We start from the raw sequence: 23,461 nt of genomic DNA on the forward strand, positions 1-23,461 counted from the left end.
GGGTCCACCATGGTGGCGTGCACGACGAACTTCTCACCATCGGGCGCTTCGCCCGCCTGTGCCGGCTCAGTGTCAAGCAACTACGGCACTACGACGAGATGGGACTGTTGGTTCCGATCCGCGTGGACGCCGGCTCCGGCTACCGCTATTACTCACCTGAACAGGCACGCGATGCCCTGACCATCGCCTTGCTGCGCGAGATGGACCTTCCCCTGGCTGTGATCGCCCGGGCGCTGGCCGCCGGGCCCGATCGCAGGGCACAGATCCTGCGTGCCGAGCGGGACCGGCTGGCTGAGCGGATCAGCAGGGACCAGGCCCGGCTGAAGATGCTGGAGCGGCTGGCGGAGGGCGGCCTGCCCGGCTATGAGGTGACACTGCGCAGGGAGCCGGAACGACGGCTGGCAGTGGTACGAGCGGTCTGCGCTCCCGCGGAGATCGGAGAGAAGGTCGGGGAGTGCGCGGGACGGCTGCCGGCCGTGCTCGGCGGGGCGGGAATCGCATGGGAGCCGCCGCTGTGGGGGCTGTACCCACTGGACCTGGAAGAACGGATGGAGATCGCCGTCGGAGCGCAGACATCGCAGAGAGAGGGGACACCCGGCCTGGAGTTCGAGGTGCTGCCCGGCGGACTCGTTGCCGAGACCGTGCACATCGGGCCCTACGCCCAGCTGCCCTTGGCCTACAACGCGCTCTTCGCCGCCGTCCACGAGCGCGGGCTGCGCCCGCAAGCGCCCGTACGTGAGGCCTATCTCGTCGGGCCGACAGAGGCGCCGCAGGAAGAACTGATGACCCGGTTGATCATCCCCGTCCAGGAGAGCATGGCATGACCACAGTGATAGACATCGACGCCCGCGCTACGCAGCACTGCGAGACGACGGCTCTGGGGGTGCTGCTGCGGCACCAGGGAATCGACCTGTCCGAGCCCATGCTCTTCGGCCTCGGCTCCGGCCTGTCCTTCATCTACTGGGACGGCAAGAACATGGGCTTCCCCTTCCTCGGGGGACGGGTCAGGCCTTTCGACCTCACCAGGAACCTGGCCGCCAGACTCAATCTGGAGCTCCTGGTCCAGGAGACCACCTCGCCCCGCAGGGCATGGGAGAACGTGGCGGCCTCCATCGACGCCGGCCACCCCGTCGGACTGCAGCTCGACAGCTACCACCTGGACTACTTCGGGTCGAAGGTGCACTTCGGCGGTCATGTCGTCGCCATGTACGGCTATGACGACCACAACGCCTACCTGGTGGACACCGGTCAGCAAGGCGGAGCGGTGTCCACCAGCCTGGCCGGCCTCGCCCAGGCCAGGGCCGCGCGCGGTCCGATGACCGCCAAGCACCGCTCCTTCACCCTCACCGCTTCGAGGAACCCGCCCCGGCCGCAGAGCCAGATCGTTCCGGCCATCACCGCCTGCGCCGGCGCCTTCCTCAACCCGCCCATCGCCAACCTCGGCCACCGGGGCATCGAGAAGGCCGGCAAGCTGGTACAGACCTGGCTCCAGCGCACCGACAACGCGCGGCGGGACCTGCCGCAGGCCGCCCTCCTGATGGAGAAGGCCGGCACCGGCGGCGCCCTGTTCCGTAACCTCTACCGCGACTTCCTCGCCGAATGCACCGGACTGTTCGACAGCGGCCACCTGCGCACCGGCCACGGCCTGTACTCCGAGGCGGCCACCCTGTGGACGGCAGCCGCGGCACTGATCACAGAAGCCGGTGAATCAGGCGATGCGCAGTGCCTCGTACAGGCAGGCGCCATCCTCAGTGATCTTTCACGCATAGAGCACGAGGCCATGCGGGCACTGAACCGCCTGGGGGAGTGAGACCCAAGCGGGCGCACCGGTGTCAGCGGCTCCGCTCGGCCATCAGCCGCTTGCGTTGAGGCGTGTAGTGCCACCACGGCCGGGCGGGCCCCCCGTCCGCCTGCTCCACGGCCGACATGACGGTGTCGAGCAGGCACGGGTCGAGCCGCTCGCCGTAGGCGGCGCACATCCGTTCGTACAGCTCGATCGGGTCCTGGCCCGCCAGTTGCCCGATCCGGGAGACGCCGATGCGTTCGAAGTAGAGGACCACGGACCGGCCGACGTTGGCCAGCTCGGTGAGGTCCGATCCATCACGTGAGCTCATCCTGCCGGAAACCTCCTTCTCGGCCACGGCGCGGTACCGGGATACCGCCGGGGTCGTCTCGTTTCTCATGGTCACGGCCTCCGAGAGTGAACGCCGCTCACGGCGCCGACGGCCCTTCCTACGCCCATCTTGTCAAGAGCGTCCGACAGCAGGCCGATCTGCTCGGGCGCACCCGAACACGGGAACAGCACCAGGTCGTCGGCCCCCGCCTCGGCGAGCCGGTCGATCTCCTCGCGCAGCCGGTCGCCGTCGGTCAGGACGTCGGGGCGGATCCGAGGAAGGTACTCGGCCCCGTAGTAGTGCGCGACGTACGCCTCGGCGGTCTCCGCCGCGTCCGTACCCAGGCAGAAGTAACGCTCCACGATGACGCGTGGCCTTCCGGTACGGCCGGCCCGAATCCATTCCCGGCGAATGGAGGCGACGCCCTCCTTCACGACCTCCAGCCCGAAGGAGGGGGCCACCCAGCCGTCGGACAGAGCCGCGGCCCGGGTGAAGGCGGCGGGCACGAGCCCGCCGAGCAGGACTCCGGGGCGCCCCTCCGGCAGGGCGGGCATCGGCCCGGACGCCCCGGTCACCTCGCCGCGCCACACGCTGCGCATCGTCGCCAGGGTGTTTTCAAAGGCGGCTCCTCTTCCCGCGAGCGTCACGTCGCTGGCCGCGTAGTCCTCCGGCCAGCCGCCCATGCCGAGCCCCACGGTCAGCCGCCCGGCGGAAAGCCGTTCGACGGAGTCGATCTGCTTGGCCAGAACGACCGGGTTCCGGCGGTAACCGGTATTGAGCACGGTGGTCAGCAACTCGATGCGTTCTGTACGGGCCGCCGCGGCGCCCAGCGCCACCAGCGGGTCCAGGTTGTCGTACACCAACCGGTCGATCACGCCCAGCGAGTGGAATCCGCGCTCTTCGCTCTCCGCCGCCCATCTCCCGATCGACGCGGGGTCCGTCCCCGGCACGGCGGCGGGGAGTCCGATCCCGATCCGCAATGTTCCTCCTCATACGAATGGCCTGCCCGCACCATCCTCAAGCCGCCGGCGGTCCTGTGTCTTGCAGCTTTCGGACATGTCGTATCGCCAGAGACGCCGAACCCTCAGCCAGGTCCCTTCGGGGCTTCGGAAGAGCGAGCACGGCCACCGCCCCGGCGGTCACGACGCCGGCGCAGACCCCGAACGCCAGGGCGTACCCGGAGGTCGGTGCGCCGGTGTGGGCCGCGGCCAGGGTGGTCAGCGCGGCCAGGCCGAGCGAGCCGCCGATCTGACGGGAGGAGTTGAGGATGCCGGAGACCAGCCCCGCCTCGCCGGGGGCGACCACGGCCGCGCCGAGCCCCTGGAAGGCGCGCCCGGCGGCAACCGACCCGACGTGCGTGTCATCGGTAGTCTTCCGGGGCGACGCCGCTGTCGCGCTGGGTCGCGGCGAAGTAGCCGCCCCAGTCCGGCCGGGAGCCGTCCGCGTCGGTGAAACCGTATTCCTTGGCCAGCTGCCAGGTCGCAAGTGACCGGCCGCTCCAGCGGTCCACCTGCGGGTCGGCGGCGAGCGCGGCCACCGCGCGGCCGAGGTAGACGGGCGTCTCCGACATCGCGAAGTAGGAATCCTTGGCGATGCCGTCCCGCCAGGTGTCCTCGGTGACGCCGAAGTGGTCGAGCATCGCCTCCGACCGCAGGAACCCCGGGGTGAGCGCGACGGCGGTGACGCCGTGCGGTCGCAGGTCTCCCGCCTGTGCCTGCGCCATCCGGATGACGCCGGCCTTGGCCAGGTCGTAGAAGAAGGTGCCCCGGTAATCCTGTTCGGCGGTGCCGTCGGTGACCTCCACGACCAGGCCGCGGCGGCGGGTCACCAGCAACGGCAGCGCGTGCCAGCTGGTGATGATGTGCGTGTGCACCGCCTGCCGCTGCAGCAGCAGGCCGTCCTCGAGCGACTGCTCCCACAGCGGCTTGTCCCACACCGTCAGCGGGTCTCCGCCCCAGACATTGTTGACCAGGATGTCGAGCCTGCCGTCCTGTTCCCGGTCGATCCGCGCCACCAGCTCGCCGACCCCGGCGATGTCCAGGTGGTCGGTGGGTACGGCGATGCCGTGACCGCCTGCGGCGGTGACCAGCTCGGCGGTCTCCTCGATGGTCTCGGGACGGTTCATCGGCGATCTCGAAACCGCCGTGCTGCGGCCGGTGACGTATACGGTCGCGCCGGCGGCTCCGAGCTGGACGGCTATCCCCCGGCCACCGCCGCGGGTGGCTCCGCTCACGAGGGCGATCTGCCCGAGCAGCGTTTTTTCTGTCACCGTTCCTCCTTGTTGCGTCGGTAGGGGTCGAGCAGCGTGCTCAGGTCGCGGCGGAGCGCTTCGGCCAGCGGCTGTGACCTGGTCATCGCCCAGGTGATCTGGGTGCCGTTGCGGATGGAGTCGACGGCGGCGGCGAGCGCGTCCACGTCGGCGCCGGTCATCACGTGCCCGCTCGCCATCGCCGACCGCAGGTAGCCGGCCAGCTCGGCGCGGACCGCCGCGTCGTGTTCGCCCAGGAGCGCGCGGAACTCGCCGTCGGCCAGCTCCAGGTGAAGGAACGCCAGGTGATTGGCGAACTCCTCCGGTCCGAGGTCGGGCCCGGCGCTGCGCACCACCGCACGGATCAGCCCCTCCACCGGATCGGTGGCGGACTCGAACGCGGCCCGCATCGGCCGGATGAACGCCTCCTCTGACAGCCCCCATCGGACGAATCCGAGCAACAGATCACGCTTGCTGCCGTATCGCCCGACGAGCACGCCCGTCGACACCCCGGCTTCTTTGGCGACGTCCGCCAAGGTCAGCCGGCTTGGCCCCACCTGCCCGACCGCCGTGGCGAGCGCGACCATGACGCGCTCCTCGCTGATCGTGCGCGGTCGACCCGCCATGATCCCTCCATTAAATAATGAACAGTCATTATATATATCACGCGACCGCACACCCATTGGCTACGGCCGGTGTCGATCCCCTCTGAGCGTGGAGACGGTCCTCTGTCGCAGCAGCCTCACCAGGGCCGATGACACCTGCCTCTTCTCGGTCACCTGAGGCTCGACGGTGATGGGCGGCAGTCCGCCGTCTGCGGGGGTTGGAGGAATCCGCGATCCGGGTCGCGACCCTCAACCGGGCCTCGGCCCGGGTCCGGACCCGGGCCGAGGCACGAACTCGGCCGTCACCGTACTGTTGAACGCCTTGACGCGACCACCCCGACCGGCTGAACAGTGAGGCCGTCTTCGCCGCTCTGTGCGGGGCCGACCCGGGCGGGGCCTCCTCCGGAAAGGCCACTGGCCACCGGCTCAACCGCGGCGGCGATCGACGCGCCAACAGCGCGCTCTACCTCTGTACCGGGTTGCGAGTTGTGCCGACACCCCGATACGGGGTGGGTGATGCGGCTACCAGTCGAGTGCGAACGGCACGAAGGGGGCGTCCTCCGGTGCTGCTTTGCGAGCCTCCAGGGCGGTCCTGGCGGGCGCGCCCACCGGGACGCGCAGCGGAGGATCGGGCTGTTCGATCGTGTCGGCGAGCGCGGTGGCCACTTCCTCGGGGGTGATGGGCTCGAAGATGGAGGTGCCGCGCAGGGGGCCGAATTGGTTGAACAGGGGAGTGTAGGGGTCGTTCTCGGTGAAGAAGGACTTGGCGCGTTCGGCTCCGCCGGAGGAGACGGTGCCCGGCTGGAGGATGCTCACCTTGACGCCGAAGTGGCCTGCCTCGACGGCCAGTGTCTCGGCGAACGCCTCCATCGCCCACTTGCTGGCGGCGTAGGGACCGATGATCGGCACGACGAGTCGGCCCTGAACGCTGGAGACGAACACCAGCCGGCCCGCGCCTCGTTCGCGCATGGCGGGCAGCACACCCTGCACCACCCGCAGGGGTCCGAAGGTGTTGAGCTGGAAGAGGGCTTCGACCTCGGAGATGGGCACGTTCTCCAGGGGCGTGCGGATCGTCGTGCCGGCGTTGCTGACGAGCACGTCGATCTCTCCGGCGTCACGGAGGGCCTCATCGATGCTCTTCTGATCGGTGACATCGAGGCGCAGACGCTGGTCGACGGGGAGATCGTCGAGGTCTTCGGGCCGGCGGGCGGTGGCGACGACCCTGTGGCCGCGGTTGGCGAGTTCGATTGCGATGGCACGGCCGATGCCCCTGGAGGCGCCGGTGATGAGCACGGACGTCATGTCGGTCTCCTGTCTGTGTGGTGTGCTGAAAGCAGCGACGCACATCGTGGGCTGATCGCCCGGCTTCCGTGGGGGCGGGGCGATGAGGTGTCGCCGTTGCGGACGAACTGTTCAGCCGGCGGTCTTCATCCCGGTGGCGGTGTCGGCGTAGATCTGTGCCGACACGAAGTTGCCGCCGGCGATGTCGAAGACCCACGCGTTCTCGATGTCCATCGACTGCTGTGTCGTCCTCCCCTTGGCGGTGATGGAAATCTCGGCGATCAGGTGATCGTCCGCCTCTATGAGCCGCCTGAGGCTGGTGACGAAGGTTTCGTAGTAGCCGTTCCCCTGCTCGACCACCCGCTTGAAGTAGTCGTCGAATTCCTTGGCTCCCCTGAATTCCCCGCCGTACGGCATCGAGGTCGGCATCTTCAGCACGAAATGGTCGCGCAGCATCGACACGATCCGGCCGCGGTCGTTGTCCCGGAACATCCGGGTGATCGCCTCCACCATCTCCGTCCTGGTGTAGGCGTCCCGGGTGCCCGGTACGGCGGCCGCGCGGTCCAGTGCTTCCCGGGCAGTCGTCTCCGTGGCCGGCACGCCGTCGGCGAAGGAGAAGTTGACGGGCGGGGTCACGTGCATCTTGACGAACACGTCCGCGGGCCTCACCCCGGGGTTCTCCGACAGATTGCGGGTCAGAGCCCTGTAGAAGGCCTGCTTCGCCTTCTCGCCGCGGTCCAGGCCGTCGGTGATGGTGAAAACCATGAAGTCGTCCGAACGGGGCCCTCCGCGGAAATCTCGACTGAAGACCAGCTCTCCGGGCGCGAGCTGGTTGATGACCTGGAAGCGGTCATCGGGAAACATCCCCAGCCCCTCGACCAATGCCTCGTGCACGGCCTCGGAGACGGCTTCCAAATATTCGGGGGGCTTTCCACGAAGCAGGTCGATGGTGACGAACGGCATGAGGATCCTTTCCAGCGCTGAAGTCAGGCGCGACCGCCGTCGCGCGGTCCTTGTGTCCACGCCGACGGAACAGGGGGCCGGGCTCATCCGGAGAGCGGGCTCGTTGTGGTCGTGCCGACACCCGTCAGGCGCCTGATTCGCAAAGCTGCGGCAGCGCTCGGTATCTTGTGAAACCGATTCTATACCGCGCGGTATAGAAGGCAAGCCAGGGACCGGATACGGTGGAGACATGGGTCGAAGTTCAGACAGCAGGCAGCGCATGGTCGCGGCTGCGCGGCAGCTCATCCGCGAGCGGGGGTACCACGGCACGGCGCTGTCCGACGTGGTGAAACGGAGTGCGGCGCCCCGCGGATCGGTCTACCACCACTTTCCCGAAGGCAAGGTGCAGATGGCGGCCGAGGCGGCCGACAGCCACGCCCGGGAGCAGGTAGAGATGATCAACCAGGTGGCGGGCTCCTCGTCGTCGGCCGAGGACCTGGTCCGCACCTATTTCGACCTGGCCCGTGAGGGCATGGTGAACAGCGGCTATCAGCGCGGCTGCGCCATCGCCCCGCTGGTGATCGAGGCGAGCGAAGAGTCAGAGGGGCTCGACGAGGTCGGCCGCCGCTCGTTCTCGAGCATGGTCGACGGTATGGCCTTCCAGCTCACCGTGCTCGGAGTGGAGCACACCGCCGCACGGGAGCTCGCTCACGCCGTGGTGGCGGCGGTGGAGGGTGCCCTGGTCACCTCGCGCGCGCTGCGTAGTCCAGAGCCGTTCGACGCGGTGCGGGTGATACTGGCCGACCGGGCGCGAAACCTCACCGCACACCTCCAGGCGTCGTCGTAGGCGCCCCTCCACCGGGAGAGTTCCTCGACGTCGGCTCCGGCGTTGACAGCCCGCAAGCCGCCGGCGGGCATGATGGAGGCCCTGCAGCGCGACCTGCATCTCAGCGCCGAGCAGGCCCAGACCCGCCTGCTCAACGAGATCCGCCTGACCCCGATCGCGGGACAGCTGCGCAGGAGGCTCGGTATCCGTTTCGCCGGCTCCTGGCTCCAGGGCCCCACCGCGCAGACCCTCGTGGTGGCCACCACCAACGCCTACCGGACGCTCACCCATGCACGAACAAGCTCGCCTCCGCTGTCACGCGACCGTGCCGGTCGCCGCATCAACGAATTGTCATACGCGCTTTCCCGACCGACCCCGGTTGCGTGGTCATCTGGGGGCATCCGAGTCGCTCGGGGGCTGAGGCCAGACAGTCACGATCTTGATGTGATGCTTGGTCACAACCGGACCGTCGAGGCCTTGAGCGTCCGCACCCGCCGGGTAGATCGTGTACTGCGGGCCGGGCCCGTGGCGGTGATCACGGTCCCACGCCCGCACGAGGTCGGCCAACGTGTTCGCCAAGGCGTCGGCGTTCGGCCCGAACGCGCGACTGCCGAGCTCGACCGTGTCCTCGTTGGGTCTTCGCCTGGTGAGGTAGGCGAAGCTGTCTCCGTCGACGACGGCGTTGCACATCGAATGGCTGACCGGGTCCGCGAGAGCGTCAGCCAGCTCTTTGTCATCCTTGTCGTAAGACAGCAGGCAGGAGCCGTCGGCGGTGGTGGCCAGCCAGGTCTGGAGCGTGTCGATCGACTCACCCGATCGGACGGTGACCCCGGTCCACGTTTGTGCCTGTCCTGCCTCGAACGCGCGATCCAGGACGCCGGGGTCTGTCGGACAGGGCTCCTCATCGAAGCGCAGCCGTACCTTCCCGTCGCGTAGCGGCACCCAGAGCCGTGGCCGCTCGCCGGCTCCTTGCATCGCGACGAAGCCACACAATTCCTTTGAGGTGCTCACCAGCCGATCTCCGGCCTTGGTGAAGCCGATCGAGCGGGTAAGGCCTCGGACCCGCAACGGCGCCACGAGCGATCCCCCTTCGACGAGCTGTTCGATCCACGCCGGTGGGACGTCCGCGGCCTCGACGGTGACCACGATCGCGTCGAAGGGCGCGAACTGCGGGCAGCCGAGTTCCCCGTCGCCGAGCACCACGGTGACGCGTGAGTACCCGGCCTCGTCCAGCAACCGGCTGGCCCGATCCGTCACCTCCGCATCGATATCGCAGGTGGTGATCTGGCCGTCGGGTCCGACAAGTTCGGCGATCACCGCCGCGTTGTACCCTCCCGAACCGATCTCCAGAACTCGCATGCCCCGGGTGATGCCGGCCTGCTCCACCATTCGAGCCTGGATCTGCGGCGCCGACACCGAACTGATCGTGGTTCCGTCCTCGGTCCACTTCGTCCGGATGACGGCCTCCACGTCGTAGGCCTGCTCCAGCGACGTCGCCTCGGGGGCGAACAGGTGCCGGGGCACACGAAGGAACGCCGCAGCGACCTCGTCCCGGCGGATCGCCCCCATGTCCCGGAGACGCTCGACCATGGCCGTTCGCAGCGGCTCGTCGGAGACGACATCGGTGCTCATCGCCGCACTCCCGCGGTGAGAGCGGGAACCCGGGACGTTGAGTACACAGGGGCTGCGTGCGGCTGGGTGGCAACGTCTGCGGGGCGGTCGTCGCTGAGGGTCGTCACCCACCCAACCCTAGTGAGAGCCGACGTGGTCACGGGCGCAGACACGAAGTCTCGGGGCGGCGGATGAACCGAGGATCGCCGTCATCGGCCAAGCCCCTGCAGACCGGATCCAACGTGCTCAGATCGTGGTGTCGCGCTGGGACGGGATGCGCGCGGGCCCGTGGTCGTGCAGAAGGGCAAGGGCCGGTCGATGTCGGGGAAGACGACCAGGATCTGCTGGTAGGCGGGGTAGTCGGGCAACACGGAAGGCGATGCCGTCGGCTCGGCCTTCACCGTTCTCCTGAGACACGGTGAGGCGCCGGCCTCGTGACCAGGATGGGCCGTCGGCGCCCGCGAACCCTTAAGTGGATCTTCGCTCGTTAATGGTGTAGATCATTGAGCCGTGGACGACCGGTTGAAACGTGATGCTCTGACCGATGACGAGTGGGCACGGCTGGAGTTGTTGTTGCCTGCTCCGGCCCGGAGGGGTAGACGGTGGGCTGATCACCGGGTGATCGTCGATGGGGTGTTCTTCCGGTTCAGGACCGGCTGTTCCTGGCGGGGGTTGCCGGAGGTGTACGGCAGTTGGAAGACGGTTTACGGCCGGTATCGCCGTTGGTCGGCGGATGGCACCTGGAAGATGATCCTGGATGCGTTGCGTCCCGTTGGGGATGAGGTCGGCGGGCGGGCCTTCGGTGCCCGGCCGAGGGTGCCGGAGGACATCCGGCCCTGGAAGAGGTTCGAGGTCGCGGACTGGTGATCGCGGGTCGCGACCTCAGGGGGAATGACTCCGGAGGCCGGGGATCGCCTACCACTGTGTTTCCGGCACCTCCATCGCCCGCACGGGTGAGCGAGGTCTCGTGCACTGCGAGACGGCGGCTGCGAGGCCGGCCGGGGCGTTGCCACCGCCGAAACAATCGCGAGCCATGTGATCACGGCCCAGGCAGGATGTTCCCGTGAACCATGTCCTGCGCGGCCTTGCCGCCAATCCGGCCCTGCCGGCTGAGATGGTCGACTGGCTGATCACGACTGCTGACGAGGACATCGCCGCCGCTCTGGCCGAGCGTGAGGACCTCACTCACGCACAGGCCGCTGCGCTGGCCTCGCGCATCGAACAGAGCGTCGCGCGGCTTGTGGAACGGGGCCTGCTGCCGGCCGACGACGTCGATCCCGCGGCGCAGCCGCTCGCCGCGCTTGCCCTGCTTGCTGTGGGTGCCGGTCGCCCGGCATGGGCACGGCTGCTCGCGGCGGATCCGATCGTCGAACATCGGGAGGAACTGGCCGCCTGTCCCGGCCTTCCGCCCGAGGCGAGGGAGAGCCTCGCAGCCGACACAGACATACGGGTCGTCGCGGAGCTCGCGCTGTGGACGACGCCGGACATGGCCGCCCGGCTGGCAGAGCATCCGCATGCCGAGGTCCGCTGCGCGGTGGCGAGCAACAAGGCGACCCCGCCGACGGTGCTGGCCGCGCTGATCACCGGTGAGAGGCTGCCCCCAGCGCTACGGTGCCTGGTCTGCGACCGCGAGGAAACTCCGTTCACCCACGATCCGCAATGCCTCAGGCTCGACTGCGACCTGCCGCCGGATGCCTCATGTGGCGGCTCTCACGAGTCCACCGTTCACCGGACGCACGTGAACGCGCTGTGGAACCCGGCCACGCCCACCGCGGCCGTCGTCGGCTTCGCCGACCATCCCTCGATGCTGCTGCGCTGGCCGCTGGCCGTCCGCACCGACCTGCCTTCTGCGACCTACGAACGTCTCGCGGGCAGCCCGGAACCCGGTGTCCGTGCCGCCCTCGCCGCAAATCCCGCGATCGATGACAACCTGATCCGCGTACTGGCCGCCGACCCCGGCCACGACGTGCAACGCGGCCTTGCTCTCAATCCGCATGTGCCGCTGGAGGTGCTCACCCACCTGGCAGACACCACCAAAATCGGCTCCACCCTGTTGCCGCGGATCGCCGCCGCCTCGGGTGCCGAGGTCGAAGAGCTGGCTGTCTCGCCGAATCCGGCAGTACGGATGCTGCTGGCCGAGCGGCGCGATCTGCCGTCCGGGATTCGCGACGCGCTGGCCACCGACCCCGACGCCAAAGTGCTCAAATCCATCGCACCGCACCCGGGCCTGTCCGAAGCCCAACTACGTGCCATGGTGAACCGGCACGGGGTGCGAGTCATCGCCCAGGTGGCGAAAAACCCGGACGCCTCACCGGCATTGCTGGAAGACCTGACCCGGCACCGGCCGCCGGCGAAAAAGGCGTTCCGTGAGATCGCTGGGCATCGTAACGTGACGGCCCCGGCGCTGCTGGCCTGCCTGTCAGACGGGAAGGCCAGGCCCATCGCCGCCGGCCACCCCGGCCTGCCGCCAGAGGTCATCGTGGAGTTGCTCACCGATGACGACTGGCAGGTGGTGGAGGCGGCGGCCGCCAATCCGTCACTGCCGCCCGAGGTGATGTCGAAGCTGGTGCCCTGACCGTTCCACACGTGGGCGGTGCGCCATGAGCTCCTGGACACCGTGGCGCCGGAGGTCGTCGACGAGCGCACACGTGTGATCGAACTCGGGTCGTACCCTCCCCGGCGGCGCGTTCATCCATGGAGATACATCCACCGTTTCTCCTGAATGTAGTGGGAAGCTATATGGCCGATCCGGCCCGTCCGGTGGTTTGCTGCTGAGCATGGAGTCGACAACGGTTGAGAAACGAGTGGTCGTGCCCGCTCGCGAGGGTCGCGCGGTCACGGTGGCCGCCGGGCAGCGGGTGCGTGTGGTCGACCTCGAAGGCGGGCAGGTGGGCGACGTGTTCGCCTTCGGCGCCGGCGACGTGACCGAGCATCTCAGCGCCTCGCATACGCGCAGTCATACGAGTCGCCTGTTCCCGGCGGTGGGCGAGCAGTTCGTCACCGATCGTCGTCGCCCTATCTTGAGCCTGGTCTCCGACACCTCCCCGGGCCGGCACGACATGCTGATCGCCGCCTGTGATCCGGCGCGTTACGCCACGCTCGGCGTGCGGGAGGCTCACGCCTCGTGCGCGGAGAACCTGCGCCGGTCCCTGGCCACGCTGGGCCTGGCCGTCGCCGTCACCCCGCAGCCGGTCAACGTGTTCATGCGGATCCCGGTGCAGGAGTCGGGAGAGCTGCGCTGGCTGCCCGCCACCAGCCGACCGGGTGACGCGATCACCTTCGAGGCCGCCATGGACTGCGTGGTGGTGGTCTCCGCATGCCCCCAGGATCTGGTCGAGATCAACGGGAACAGCCCGACGTCGCTGGCAGTCGACGTATCGCCCACCGGGAACCACCCGGCCGTCACGAAATTCAAGGAGTAAGGACATCATGAGCGCTTCCACCTTTGGCGTACGGCACCCGTCGCTGGAGCCGGGGCGGCTGGGGGATCTGGAACTGGCCAACCGGCTCGCGGTCTCGCCCATGACCCGGGTCTCGGCCACCCCGGACGGCACCCCGACCCGGGAGATGGCCGACTACTACACCGAGCTCGCACGCGGCGGGTTCGGGCTGGTGATCACCGAGGGCACCTACACCGACACCCTTTACAGCCAGGGATACCTCAACCAGCCGGGAATCGTGTCGGAGGCGCAGGTGGCGGCCTGGCGGGAGATCACCGGCCGGGTGCACGCCGCGGGGGCGCCCATCGTGTTGCAGCTCATGCACGCGGGCGCGCTGTCTCAGGGCAGCCACTACCGCGAGGACACCGCGGGCCCGTCCGCCGTGCCGCCGCTCGGGGAGAAGATGCCCGAGTACGGCGGCCACGGGCGATGGGCGACGCCTCGGGAGATGAACCCGGCCGATATCGAGGAGGCGGTGCGCGGCTTCGTGAGCTCGGCGGTGAACGCGCGCGAGGCCGGGTTCGACGGGGTCGAGGTGCACGGGGCCAACGGCTACCTGCTGGACCAGTTCCTCACCGACTACACCAACCGGCGCGACGACTCCTACGGCGGTCCGATCGCCAACCGGGTCCGTCTGGCCGCGGAGGTGGTGGCGGCCATCCGCGCGGAGGTGGGGCCGTCCTTCCGCGTCGGGATCCGGTTGTCCCAGACCAAGGTCAACGACTTCACCTACCGCTGGCCGGGAAGCGCCCACGACGCGGGGGTCATCTTCACGGCGCTGGCCGACGCGGGCGCGACCTACCTGCACATCGCCAGCGAGGGCCGGGACTGGATCGAGACCGCGAAGCTGGAGGGCGGTGTCACGATCACCGGCCTGGCCCGCCGGGTGAGCGGCCTTCCGGTGATCGCCAACGGCGGTATGCACGAACCGGAGCAGGCCGCCCAGGTGCTGGCCGACGGTCACGCGGACATCCTGTCGGTCGGCCGGTGGGCGCTGGCCAACCCTGACCTTCCCCGCCGTCTGGCCGAGGGGGAGGCACTGGAGGACTTCGACCACCTGATGTTGCAGCCCATGGCGACGCTGGACAACACGCGCCGGTGGCGGGAGGCAGGTGCCCGTGCCGGGGTCTGAGCCGGCGAGCATGATGGCGGACATGAGTGAGACCTGGCACGGCGGGGCCGCCGCCGTCGTGACGTTGACCTTCGACGTGGACGCGGAGACGCCGATCCTCGCGCAGGGCCGCGACTACGCCCGGCACGCGAGCACGATGTCGCATCAGGCCTACGGGCCGGATGTGGGGCTGCCCCGCATTCTGGACCTGCTCGACGAACTCGGGGTTCCCGCGACGTTCTTCGTGCCGGGCTGGGTGGCCGAGCATCGCCTCGGCCTGGCGGGGTCGATCGTCGAGCGGGGGCACGAGGTGGCGCACCACTCCTACGGTCACCGGCCGCCCACGTCGATGACCCCGCAGGAGGAGCGGGCGGACTTCGTGCGGGCACTTGAGGTCTTCGCCGACCAGGGCATCGAGATCGCCGGGCACCGGGCCGCGCTGTGGGAGGCGAGCTGGCAGACCGCCCGGCTCGTCGCCGAGTACGGGCTGCTCTACGACTCCTCGCTGATGGGCGACGACCGGCCTTATCGGATCTCCGCCGGATCCGGTGAGATCGTCGAGCTGCCCGCGCACTGGTCGCTGGACGACTGGGAGCAGTACGCCTACCTTCCCGCGCCGCACATCGGGTCGGTCATCGAGTCGCCGGCGAAGGTGCTGGAGTTGTGGCGGGCGGAGCTGGACGGCATGCGGCACTACCGGTGCCTGTTCAACCTGTGCGTGCACCCCTTCCTGTCGGGCCGTCCCGGCCGGGCTCAGGCGCTGCGCCGATTCATCGAGTACGCGCTCACGTGCGGGGACGTACGGTTCGCTCGCTGCCGCGACGTCGCCGAGGCGGCGGCGGCCGACCCGGAGATCGCCACGCGCCCGCATCGGGAGCCGGTGGTGGATCCAGGGGTCTATCCCGTATAGCCCCGGCCGGAGCCCGCTCGTGGCTCCTCCCGCCGGGGTCAGCCCATCTCGTCGGCTTCGAGGGCGAGGAACAGGTCCACCCGGTCCTCGGTACGGCTCACGTCACGGCCGGTCAATTCAGCGATCTTGGACAGCCGGTTCCGCAGTGTGTTGACGTGAACGTGCAGGGAGGCGGCGGTGGCGGCCCAGTGCCCGTCGTGGTCCAGGAAGGCACGCAACGTCGCCTCCAACTCCCCGCCGCGCCTGGCGTCGTGCTCGCGCATCGGCACGAGCACGACGTCGGCGACGCCGCGCAGCGCCCCCGCGTCCTGCAGCCCGAGAAGCAGCCGGTGCGTGCCCAGTTCGGCGAAGGTCCGCACCACGGGCCCGCCGCGGCCGCGGCGTAGCACCCGGCACGTCTCCCGGGACCGCATCAGGGGTTCTCGCAGACCGGAGGAGTCGGCGGCGACGCCGCCGAGACCCACCACGGGGCGGCGTCCGGTGAATCGCCGCGCCACGACCTCCGCCAGCCGCTCCGCCAGCGACGCCAGCCCGTCCTCCGGGTATCGCCAGGACAGCACCGTCACCACGTCCTGGGTGCCGCCCGCCACGACGACCGGGATCCCCTCGGTCACGAAGAACTCCCCGACCACCTCGGCGAGACCGGGCAGCGTGGCCGCCTCGCCCTCGGCGAAGGCGATCGCGCACACGGCCAGCGGGCCTCCGGCGTCCACGCCGAACGCCTGCAGCCTGCCCGGAACCTCGGCCGCCCGCCGCCCGCCGGAGAGCACCATTTCCAGCAGTTCGCTGGCGAAACGAAGCTCGATCGCCTGCACCGCCTGTTGCTTGGCCACCTCAAGGCTGAGGAAGCGAGCCGCCTGCTCCAGCGCGTCCTGCTCGATCCGATCGAGAGCGCTGACCGGGCGAAGGCAGATCAGCGCGGCGTCGACATCGCCGACCGCTCCCACCAGGAACAGGGTCGCGCGATCGGCGGGACCCAGCTCCAACTCCAGCGCCGGCGGCCGGCGGGCCAGTCCTCTGGCCACCGCGTGGAGTTGCTCGTCGTCGAGCCGGGCTCCGGCGTCGGCGAGCAGCCGGCCCATCCGGTCGACCACCGCGAGCGGCAGATCATGATCGCGCCGAAGGACCTGGAGCACGCCGGAGGCGCCGGCTCCGCGCGAGATCGCCCTGGCCAGTGCGTCGCCCCTGCGTACCATTCCGACCAGCACGCTCTGGCGCTTCTCGGCGTACATGGAGGCGACCGTCTCGGAGACCGCGGTGAACGGCACATTCGGCGAGATCTCCAGCAGCGGCAGGTCCGCCTCCCGGCAGGCGTCGACCAACTCCCGCGGCGTCGTCGGAGTGGTCGCACGCAGGCCGAACATGACCCCCGCGGCCCCCGCCCGCCTCATGCTCGCCACGAACTCCGCCGGCGTCACCTGACCGAGCCACAGGCCGTTGGTCAGTACGAGCTCACGCTCGCGCACGTAATTCGAGGGGTCGGGCAACTCGGTGGTGTGAATCCATGTCACCTCCGCCTCCATCGCCCCGGGCGGGCCGGGAACAAGGACCCGCAGCTCCAAGGAGAGGGTCCGCACGAGGGCGCCAAGCGTGAACATCCTGTAAATATATCCAGCGTTCCGGTGGATATCTATAGATTCATACACTCCCTTTCGGGTGACCGTGAGTGCTTATGTGGTGCGCATCACTCAGGGAAGGAACCCCATGTCAATCAATGATCTCGCCGGAAGCGAGACGCAGGGCACGTCCCGCTTCGACGAGCACGGCATCGAGCCCATACCTCACACGGCCCGCGACTCCACGCCGTGGCAGCAGTTCTGGATCTGGTCGGGGGCCAACATCGCGCCGATCAACTGGGTGCTCGGGGCGCTCGGCGTCACGCTCGGCCTGAGCCTGCTGGAGACCCTGGCGGTGATCGCCGTCGGCAATCTCGCCGGGTGCGCGATCTTCGGACTGTTCAACGTCATGGGCCACCGCACCGGTGTGAACCAGATGGTGCTGAGCCGTGCGCCGTTCGGCCGCAGGGGCGCGGTCGTGCCCGGGGTCGTACAGGGCCTGCTGACCATGGGCTGGGTCGGCGTCAACACCTGGGTCGTGCTCGATCTGGTGCTGGCGGTCCTCGGGCAGATGGGCATCCACGGCGGCACCGGCCTGAAATACCTGGTGGCCGCGATCATCATGGTGGTTCAGCTGGGACTCGCGCTGTACGGCTTCTACGCCATCCGCACCTTCGAGAAGTACACGGTGCCGATCACCGTACTGGTCATGATGATCATGACGGTGCTCGCACTCGGCCAGGCCGATCCCAGCTGGACCGCCGCCACCGCGACCACCCCCGCGGCCAAAATCACCGCCGTCACCCAGCTCCTCACCGCCATCGGCATCGGCTGGGGCATCAGCTGGCTGCCGTACTCCGCGGACTACAGCCGCTTCATCAAGGTCCAGGCCTCCGGCAGGTCCGTGTTCTGGTCGACCGCGCTCGGCACGTACGTGCCGACGGTGTGGCTGGCCGCGCTCGGCGCGTGCCTCGCCGGCGCGGGCAGCGGCACCGACCCCTCCGGCCTGGTGATCGACGCGTTCGGCGTGATGGCGATTCCCGTCCTGATACTGATCATGCACGGACCGGTCGCCACCAACATCCTGAACCTGTACTCCTGCTCCCTGGCCGCGCTGTCGATCGGCGTACGCATCAAGCGATGGAAGGTGACCCTCATCGCCGGCACGGTGGCGTCGGCCGTACTGCTGGTGTTCGTCCAGGCCGACAGCTTCGCCCACGCCTTCGACCAGTGGATGGGATCGATCCTGGTGTGGATCAGCCCGTGGGCGAGCATCGTGCTGGTGGACTTCTTCATCCTGCGCCGGGGCAGAGCCGACGTGCCGTCGCTGTACCGTGACGACGCCTCGCCCTACGGCCCGGTGAACCACAGAGCGCTGATCAGCCTGGGCCTGGGGCTGATCGCGGCGTGGAGCTGGCAGTTCGGAACCGTCCCGGCGGCACAGGGACCGATCGCACGGGCGCTGGGCGAAACCGACTTCTCCTGGCTGTCGGGAAGCCTGGTCGCCGGCGGGCTGTACTACCTGTTCGCCGTCCGGGGCCGGAGGAGGCCGGCGGGAGTCCAGGACGTGATGCGTGAGGCGGCGCTGCCCCGATGAGCGCGCGAATCCGCATCCTGACCACCGGCGGCACGATCGCCTCCCGCCCGGACCCCCGGGGAGGGGTCAGCGTGGCGGTCCCCGGCCACGAACTGGTCACCGGAGCCGGACCGGCCGTGAGGGCCGAGGTCCGCGAAGTGATGCTCGCGCACAGCTTCAACCTCACCCTGTCGGACGTGCTGCGCCTCGCCGGGCAGATACTCGCCGAACTCCGCGGCCCCACCGTGAACGGCGTCGTCGTCGCCCACGGCACCGACACCATGGAGGAGACCGCCTATCTCCTCGACCTGCTCCTTCCTCCGGAGCACACCGCGGTGTTCACCGGCGCCCAGCGGCACGCGGCCGAACCGGACAGGGACGGGCCGCGCAACCTCGCCGACGCCGTACGGGTGGCCGCCGACCCGGCGGCGCGCGGACTCGGCGCGCTCATCACCATGGCCGGGCTCGTCCACGCCGCCCGGCACGCGACCAAGGCCCACACCCTCTCACCGGAGGCATTCGCCTCCCCCGGCCGTGGGCCGATCGGTGAGGTCTTCGGCGAGAGGGTCCGGATATCCAGCCGCCCCGTGCGGCCCCTCGGATTCGACCTGACCGAACTGGGCGACCTGTCCGCCCGGGTGGACATCGTGCCTGTCTACCTGGACGCCGACGGCGTGCAGATCGCGGCGTGCAGGGCCGCGGGCGCCCGCGGCCTGGTCCTGGAGGCGATGGGCGCGGGAAACCCCACTCCCGGGGTGCTCCGCGAGATTCGCTCATGCGTCGCCGACGGCATCGCCGTACTCGTCGCCTCCCGCTGCCGGCAGGGGCCGGCGACCCCGGTGTACGGCGCGGGCGGCGGCGCCGACCTCGCCGAGGCGGGCGCGGTGTTCGCCGGATCGCTGCGCGCGCCCAAGGCCCGGATCCTGCTCGCCGCGGCTCTCGCGGCCGAGTCGCGGACCGGCAGGGCTCTGGCCCGGCTGAGGCCGCACCTCGACCTCTGAAACGGGGTCGAGGCGCGGCGATGAGATCAGGGGTCTCAGCCGTCCTGAAGAAATTCCGGCGGTCGCCGGAGTGGAGCCGGCCTGGCCGACCGGTGGAGCCGGGAGCGCTCCGCCGGGGTTTTCAGTCCGGCGCCCCGGCCGTCACTGTGCGGGTACGGCGACCGTTTTCGCCAGGTAGGAGCCCGTGCGGCCGCTGTAGGTCCTGGCTCCGCTGTCCCACTCGCCAAAGGCGTACGAGGTGACGTTGGCGTCGTTCACCATCGAGGTGTAGCAGCTTGTGCCGCCGCTGGAGGGGGAGCAGCTGTACGTCCGTCCATCGCTGTTACGGATGATCCGGGCGAAGGGGGTGAACTGGTTTCGGGGGTCCCAGCCCGCGTTGCTGATCCGGGCCCAGGCGGCCCGGCAGGACGGGCTGTACCGAAGCTCCAGGAGGGCCTGCCCCAGGGTCAGGCTGTCGACGGTGCGTGCGTCGCCGCCGCAGTAGGTCTGGGGATTCCTCCCGTCGCAGGCCGAGCCCGAGCAGGCCGCCGCTACCTGGGCTCCCTGGGATTCCGGCTCCGGGCTGGCCGCGGCGGGGGAGGCCAGCGCGACCAGACCGAGAGCCGCTGCCGCCGCGCCCATGGTGACGGTTCTGCTGCGGAAGATCATGTTTCCTCCATCATGCGTGTGTGATGAACAATGCGCGGGGCCTCTGCCCCTCGTCGTTCAGGAAGGCATGAAGTGCCGTCGCCGGGCGGGCAGGATGTGGGCCGCCGTACGGCACCAACGAGGGATGGAAAGGGGGAGGCGGCGCACGCCGAACTCACCCCGAGTAGGAGTCGCGGATTCCCCGTCGCATGCATTCCCGAAGACTTCGCCTACTCCTTTTGTATACATTACTTCGCAGGATGAACAAAGGCATCTTGACAATGCTTGTTCGGAAATTTGCGTGAGGCCGTCTTGCTCATCGTGTCGTCGAAACTCAATATCGGCGAAACGACCTGCGGATTTTTCCATCTGACATGTCGATCGGCGAAGGAGTTTCCGTCGGTCTTGATGCGTGCCGTCGGACGGCAAGGATCGTCCATATACCGCGATTAGTTATCGTCCGTTTTCACGGGGGTCCTTTCCCTCTCGCCGGTCCCGAGGTCGTCAGAGGAATCAACGGACGGGGGTTTACGGCCGTCCTGATTGGTCACGGTCCGGAGTTGACGTTGAGCAGTTCTGTACCGAGAGGGGTGAGGGTGTGTATCACCGTGTTGCCCTGGCGAGTGGAGGTGATCAAGCCCGCCTCTCGCAGCGTGGTGGCGTGCTGACTGGCGGTGGGTGGTGTGCCGTCAATGCGCCTGGCCAACTCTCCCGTACTGCAGCCGCTCTCGATCACGCGTAGACAGGCGGCCCGGGTGGGTCCGAGGAGGTTCGCCAGAGTCTGGGGCCCGCGGCCGACTGCGGTGCCGGCCCACCATTCCAGCTCCCGGGCGATCGGATAGACCAGAACCGGCGGCAACCTGGGGTCGATGAAAGTGACCGGGACACGCCAGCAAAATGCCGAGGGCAACAACAGCAGGCCTCGCCCTGCCAGGCGAATCTCATGCTCGACGGGGTAGTTCACCTCCAGCACCGGTGGCTTCCACCGCATGGTCGGCCCCAAGCCGGACAGGAGTCCCTCACCGCCACGATCGAGCAGGGATCGAGCGCATATGGCCCGCTCGGCGTCGACGAGGGCCTGCATCTTCGGCCAGTACGGGGCGATCACCGCCCGGTGGTACGCGCGAAACGCCTCTCCGAGCTGGTTCAGCGCCTCCTGGTTCCCCTCTGCCAGCGGACGTACCCACAGCGGCACGTGCGGAAGAACCGCCAGCTCTTGGCGCAACCGGCGTCGTGGCGTGGCCAAAACCGCCTCGATACCCGCCTCCAGCCCCTGCGACGCCTGCGGTGGGGTCAGGAAATCGGGGAAATCCCCTACGGGCGGCGCCAGATGGCGCAACAACTGCACGTGCGATCGAGGTAGCCGGCGCAGCGCGGTTCGGGTTCGCGCACGCCACGGACCCAGAATCGCCCGGCTGTGGACGGTGTCGAGCAGAGTGATGCTCAGCACCGTTTCCCACAACGGGTCAGGCTGCCTCGCGAACCGGATGCGCGAAAGATCATCACTGGTGAAATGTATTCGAAGCGTCACGTAACCCCCGGTGGATCGGCTCCTATCGGGCCCCTCGTGCCTGTCACCCAGCGTTTTTTGGTCAGAACTGAAATATCTGGCGGTATACCCATTTGTCAAGGCAAGCTGCATAGCACGGAGGCGAGGGGCTCGGCCCGCTCTCTCCCCGCACGGGGAAGGGAATTCGACCTCGCCAGCACTGACACGCGCCGAGTTCACGACCAACGATCCGATGGGCCGGCCCACCACGGGAAGGGCCGGAAGAGCTCTTGGTCCTGCGAGGCGACCGAATGGGTTCCTCGGTGGAAATGTCCGTGGGGAGTGAAGGAGAAGGAATGCCAGGTAGCGTTCGAAGGAAATTGGGAGCCCTTGCGTTCACGGTCCTGCTCGGTATCAGCGCACCTCTAATCGGTGCCGCGCCCGCCCAGGCGGACGTTCCGGGGGATGTGCCGAAGGTCGCCGCAGCCGGTGCTTGGGGCTGCACTTACCCGTACGTATGCCTTTATGACGTCAACCACGTCATGCTCGAACGGTACCAAGTTGTCACCTCGGGCTTTCAGAACATCACCCGCTCAGGAATCTTCTATTACGTCAACACCCGCAACGACGACGTCGCCTACATTCGAAACGTGGAGGGCGGGGTAGGCTGCATGCCCGCCGGGAATCCGAATGCCGTCTACGCATCGACGAGCTCTGAAAGAGTGAACGGCGTCCGCATCGACTCCTCCTCTTCCTGCTCGGGTTACGTCTTACCCCGCATCTACTGACGCGCCTTCAAAGGGTGGAGGTGCTTCACGTCCTGACCGATGTCGACTCGGTCGACACGGCCACGCGGACCGCCCGGAGGACGCTCCTTTCGCAGCGTGCCTCACCCCTTTGGCGCGTTTCTCAACGGCTTTTGTTCGCCGATGTCGATTGTCGACGCACGTTGTCGAGGGTGATCAACCGTGCTTTCACGTCCGGTGGCCGGAAATCATCGCCACCGTCCGGTGGGCAGACCTCTCGTCATCTCAGGACGGGAAAGAGTCATCCCACGTCGGCGGCGAAAACATCCTCCGCGTCGATCGGTCCATCATTCCGGTTGCGAAATCGCTCCGGAACCGCCCATCCATTCAAAAACCAGAGGTCAGGTATGACCTCAAAAATGTGACGCCGAACGGGGAGGAGAGCGGAATGCGGTTTCACCGGCGAGCCGTCGCCGTACTGGCGGCGGTGGCGGCCGTGCTGGCGGTGGTCTTTTACCCGCTGGACGAACCGGCTCCCGGCCGGCTCGAAGCCGCGTCCGCCAACACCGTGCGGTCCCTCACCGAGCGGGAGAAAGACCTGCTGCACGACGCCGAGGAACTGCTGACGCGTTCCTGCATGGCAGCTCGCGGCTTCAAGGTGTGGGTCGTCCCCCGGAATCCACTGGCGGAGGACCGCGACTTTCCATTCGTTGTCGACGACGTGCTGTGGGCCTCCCGGCACGGCTACGGCAGGGATATCCAAGCCCAACGCGAACGGCTTCGCACATCCGACCCGAACCGGCGGTATTTCGCCGATCTGTCGCCGACGGAACAGCGGCGCGCGTTGGACGCCCTCCACGGCAGACAATCCGCGAAGCGCCTGCAGGTCAGCACCCCGAATGGCATGACCGTCGGCCGGATCGACGACGGCTGCGTCGCGCAGGCCCAGGAGGAGCTCTACGGGGACCTGGGCGTTTGGTTTCGCGTCACAACGGTGACCGACGCGCTCGTCGAAATCCGCCAACGGCAGGTCGTCGCCGATACCGAATTCACCAAGTCGATCAAAACCTGGTCCACATGCATGAATGCGGAGGGATTCCATTATGCGGATCCCCATGAAGCACGCGCCTCGTTCGCGGACCCGGACAATGCCGTCCCGTGGGAGAGGGAAGTGCGCACGGCGGTCGCCGAGGCCAGATGCGCGACGAGCAGCGGCCTGTCCGGTACGGCCCGCCGTCTGAACCAGCGATACGACGACCACCTGCGGCGTTCGTACTCGGACGAGGTGAGCACCAGGCTGCGACTGGAAATCGCCGCGCTGGAACGCGCTCATTCCATCGTCCAGACCACATAAGGCCGACCGAACCAATCGGTCGGG

At 68.5% G+C, this 23,461-nt stretch carries 23 protein-coding genes and 2 pseudogenes; 14 read left to right on the plus strand and 11 right to left on the minus strand.

The window, feature by feature from the left end:
• Positions 1-17 precede the first annotated feature (17 nt).
• Both J2853_RS10395 and J2853_RS10400 read left to right on the plus strand, forming a co-directional pair.
• Complete coding sequence (locus tag J2853_RS10395) at positions 18-824, plus strand: MerR family transcriptional regulator (RefSeq protein WP_307556788.1); 807 nt, start codon at positions 18-20, stop codon at positions 822-824.
• Positions 821-1,810: a BtrH N-terminal domain-containing protein gene (locus J2853_RS10400; protein ID WP_307556789.1), complete on the plus strand. Its 990-nt coding sequence runs from the start codon at positions 821-823 to the stop codon at positions 1,808-1,810. The genes J2853_RS10395 and J2853_RS10400 overlap by 4 nt, the downstream gene beginning before the upstream one ends.
• Before the next feature lie 22 nt (positions 1,811-1,832).
• On the opposite strand, the gene J2853_RS10405 is transcribed toward J2853_RS10400, so the two are convergent.
• The 5 genes from J2853_RS10405 to J2853_RS10425 all read right to left on the minus strand — a co-directional run bounded on the left by J2853_RS10405 (position 1,833) and on the right by J2853_RS10425 (position 4,988).
• Complete coding sequence (locus tag J2853_RS10405) at positions 1,833-2,114, minus strand: helix-hairpin-helix domain-containing protein (protein ID WP_307556790.1); 282 nt, start codon at positions 2,112-2,114, stop codon at positions 1,833-1,835.
• A 71-nt stretch (positions 2,115-2,185) separates the two neighbouring features.
• Positions 2,186-3,094, minus strand: coding sequence for an LLM class flavin-dependent oxidoreductase (locus J2853_RS10410; RefSeq protein WP_307556791.1), 909 nt, complete (start codon positions 3,092-3,094; stop codon positions 2,186-2,188).
• A 37-nt stretch (positions 3,095-3,131) separates the two neighbouring features.
• Positions 3,132-3,419, minus strand: coding sequence for a hypothetical protein (locus J2853_RS10415; RefSeq protein ID WP_307556792.1), 288 nt, complete (start codon positions 3,417-3,419; stop codon positions 3,132-3,134).
• A gap of 55 nt (positions 3,420-3,474) precedes the next feature.
• Positions 3,475-4,383, minus strand: coding sequence for an SDR family oxidoreductase (locus J2853_RS10420; RefSeq protein WP_307556793.1), 909 nt, complete (start codon positions 4,381-4,383; stop codon positions 3,475-3,477).
• Positions 4,380-4,988: a TetR/AcrR family transcriptional regulator gene (locus J2853_RS10425; RefSeq protein WP_307556794.1), complete on the minus strand. Its 609-nt coding sequence runs from the start codon at positions 4,986-4,988 to the stop codon at positions 4,380-4,382. Before J2853_RS10425 ends, J2853_RS10420 begins: the two co-directional genes overlap by 4 nt.
• A 308-nt stretch (positions 4,989-5,296) precedes the next feature.
• Between J2853_RS10425 and J2853_RS10430 the strand changes: the two are divergent.
• Positions 5,297-5,437 (plus strand): annotated as a pseudogene (locus J2853_RS10430) (transposase); the annotation flags it as partial.
• A gap of 52 nt (positions 5,438-5,489) precedes the next feature.
• On the opposite strand, the gene J2853_RS10435 reads toward J2853_RS10430, so the two are convergent.
• Both J2853_RS10435 and J2853_RS10440 read right to left on the minus strand, forming a co-directional pair.
• On the minus strand, positions 5,490-6,269 hold the full coding sequence (locus J2853_RS10435; protein WP_307556795.1) for an SDR family oxidoreductase: 780 nt from the start codon (positions 6,267-6,269) through the stop codon (positions 5,490-5,492).
• Positions 6,270-6,380: 111 nt separating this feature from the next.
• Positions 6,381-7,211 carry a tautomerase family protein gene (locus J2853_RS10440; protein ID WP_307556796.1) on the minus strand — a complete coding sequence of 277 codons (831 nt, stop codon included), beginning with the start codon at positions 7,209-7,211 and terminating at the stop codon, positions 6,381-6,383.
• Between the two features lie 229 nt (positions 7,212-7,440).
• Here J2853_RS10440 and J2853_RS10445 point away from each other — a divergent pair, with 229 nt between their 5' ends.
• Together J2853_RS10445 and J2853_RS48190 are read left to right on the plus strand one after the other, a co-directional pair.
• A complete protein-coding gene (locus J2853_RS10445; protein ID WP_307556797.1) occupies positions 7,441-8,037 on the plus strand; it encodes a TetR/AcrR family transcriptional regulator in 597 nt (198 codons plus the stop codon).
• A 72-nt stretch (positions 8,038-8,109) separates the two neighbouring features.
• A pseudogene (locus tag J2853_RS48190) lies at positions 8,110-8,277 on the plus strand (S1 family peptidase); the annotation flags it as partial.
• A gap of 126 nt (positions 8,278-8,403) precedes the next feature.
• Here J2853_RS48190 and fxlM read toward each other — a convergent pair.
• Positions 8,404-9,648 (minus strand): methyltransferase, FxLD system, encoded by a 1,245-nt coding sequence (gene fxlM, locus J2853_RS10450; protein ID WP_307556798.1) that lies wholly within the window; start codon positions 9,646-9,648, stop codon positions 8,404-8,406.
• A 489-nt stretch (positions 9,649-10,137) separates the two neighbouring features.
• On the opposite strand from fxlM, the gene J2853_RS10455 reads away from it, so the two are divergent.
• The 5 genes from J2853_RS10455 to J2853_RS10475 all read left to right on the plus strand — a co-directional run bounded on the left by J2853_RS10455 (position 10,138) and on the right by J2853_RS10475 (position 15,088).
• Positions 10,138-10,494: a transposase gene (locus tag J2853_RS10455; RefSeq protein ID WP_307556799.1), complete on the plus strand. Its 357-nt coding sequence runs from the start codon at positions 10,138-10,140 to the stop codon at positions 10,492-10,494.
• Positions 10,495-10,690: 196 nt separating this feature from the next.
• The gene (locus J2853_RS10460) at positions 10,691-12,202 is read left to right on the plus strand and encodes a hypothetical protein (protein WP_307556800.1); all 1,512 of its coding nucleotides are present in this window, start codon (positions 10,691-10,693) and stop codon (positions 12,200-12,202) included.
• 202 nt (positions 12,203-12,404) lie between these two features.
• Positions 12,405-13,049 (plus strand): DUF1989 domain-containing protein, encoded by a 645-nt coding sequence (locus tag J2853_RS10465; RefSeq protein ID WP_307556801.1) that lies wholly within the window; start codon positions 12,405-12,407, stop codon positions 13,047-13,049.
• A gap of 7 nt (positions 13,050-13,056) precedes the next feature.
• Complete coding sequence (locus J2853_RS10470) at positions 13,057-14,199, plus strand: oxidoreductase (protein ID WP_307556802.1); 1,143 nt, start codon at positions 13,057-13,059, stop codon at positions 14,197-14,199.
• Between the two features lie 22 nt (positions 14,200-14,221).
• Positions 14,222-15,088, plus strand: a complete 867-nt coding sequence (locus J2853_RS10475) for a polysaccharide deacetylase family protein (protein WP_307556803.1) — start codon at positions 14,222-14,224, stop codon at positions 15,086-15,088.
• A gap of 38 nt (positions 15,089-15,126) precedes the next feature.
• Here the strand turns inward: J2853_RS10475 and J2853_RS10480 are convergent, their stop codons facing one another.
• On the minus strand, positions 15,127-16,686 hold the full coding sequence (locus J2853_RS10480; RefSeq protein ID WP_307556804.1) for a PucR family transcriptional regulator: 1,560 nt from the start codon (positions 16,684-16,686) through the stop codon (positions 15,127-15,129).
• A 106-nt stretch (positions 16,687-16,792) separates the two neighbouring features.
• Between J2853_RS10480 and J2853_RS10485 the strand changes: the two genes are divergently transcribed.
• Both J2853_RS10485 and J2853_RS10490 read left to right on the plus strand, forming a co-directional pair.
• Entirely contained in the window at positions 16,793-18,241 is a 1,449-nt protein-coding gene (locus J2853_RS10485) for a purine-cytosine permease family protein (protein WP_307556805.1), read from the plus strand.
• Complete coding sequence (locus J2853_RS10490) at positions 18,238-19,221, plus strand: asparaginase (RefSeq protein WP_307556806.1); 984 nt, start codon at positions 18,238-18,240, stop codon at positions 19,219-19,221. Before J2853_RS10485 ends, J2853_RS10490 begins: the two co-directional genes overlap by 4 nt.
• A gap of 141 nt (positions 19,222-19,362) precedes the next feature.
• On the opposite strand, the gene J2853_RS10495 is transcribed toward J2853_RS10490, so the two are convergent.
• Both J2853_RS10495 and J2853_RS10500 read right to left on the minus strand, forming a co-directional pair.
• The gene (locus J2853_RS10495) at positions 19,363-19,869 is read right to left on the minus strand and encodes a DUF2690 domain-containing protein (protein ID WP_307556808.1); all 507 of its coding nucleotides are present in this window, start codon (positions 19,867-19,869) and stop codon (positions 19,363-19,365) included.
• 526 nt (positions 19,870-20,395) lie between these two features.
• Positions 20,396-21,490 carry an ArsR/SmtB family transcription factor gene (locus J2853_RS10500; protein ID WP_307556810.1) on the minus strand — a complete coding sequence of 365 codons (1,095 nt, stop codon included), beginning with the start codon at positions 21,488-21,490 and terminating at the stop codon, positions 20,396-20,398.
• 203 nt (positions 21,491-21,693) lie between these two features.
• Here J2853_RS10500 and J2853_RS10505 point away from each other — a divergent pair, with 203 nt between their 5' ends.
• Together J2853_RS10505 and J2853_RS10510 are read left to right on the plus strand one after the other, a co-directional pair.
• Entirely contained in the window at positions 21,694-22,125 is a 432-nt protein-coding gene (locus J2853_RS10505) for a hypothetical protein (protein WP_307556812.1), read from the plus strand.
• A 148-nt stretch (positions 22,126-22,273) separates the two neighbouring features.
• Complete coding sequence (locus J2853_RS10510) at positions 22,274-23,437, plus strand: hypothetical protein (protein ID WP_307556813.1); 1,164 nt, start codon at positions 22,274-22,276, stop codon at positions 23,435-23,437.
• The last annotated feature ends 24 nt before the right edge of the window (positions 23,438-23,461 follow it).

This window comes from Streptosporangium lutulentum, from assembly GCF_030811455.1.
GTDB classification, from domain to species: Bacteria; Actinomycetota; Actinomycetes; order Streptosporangiales; family Streptosporangiaceae; genus Streptosporangium; species Streptosporangium lutulentum.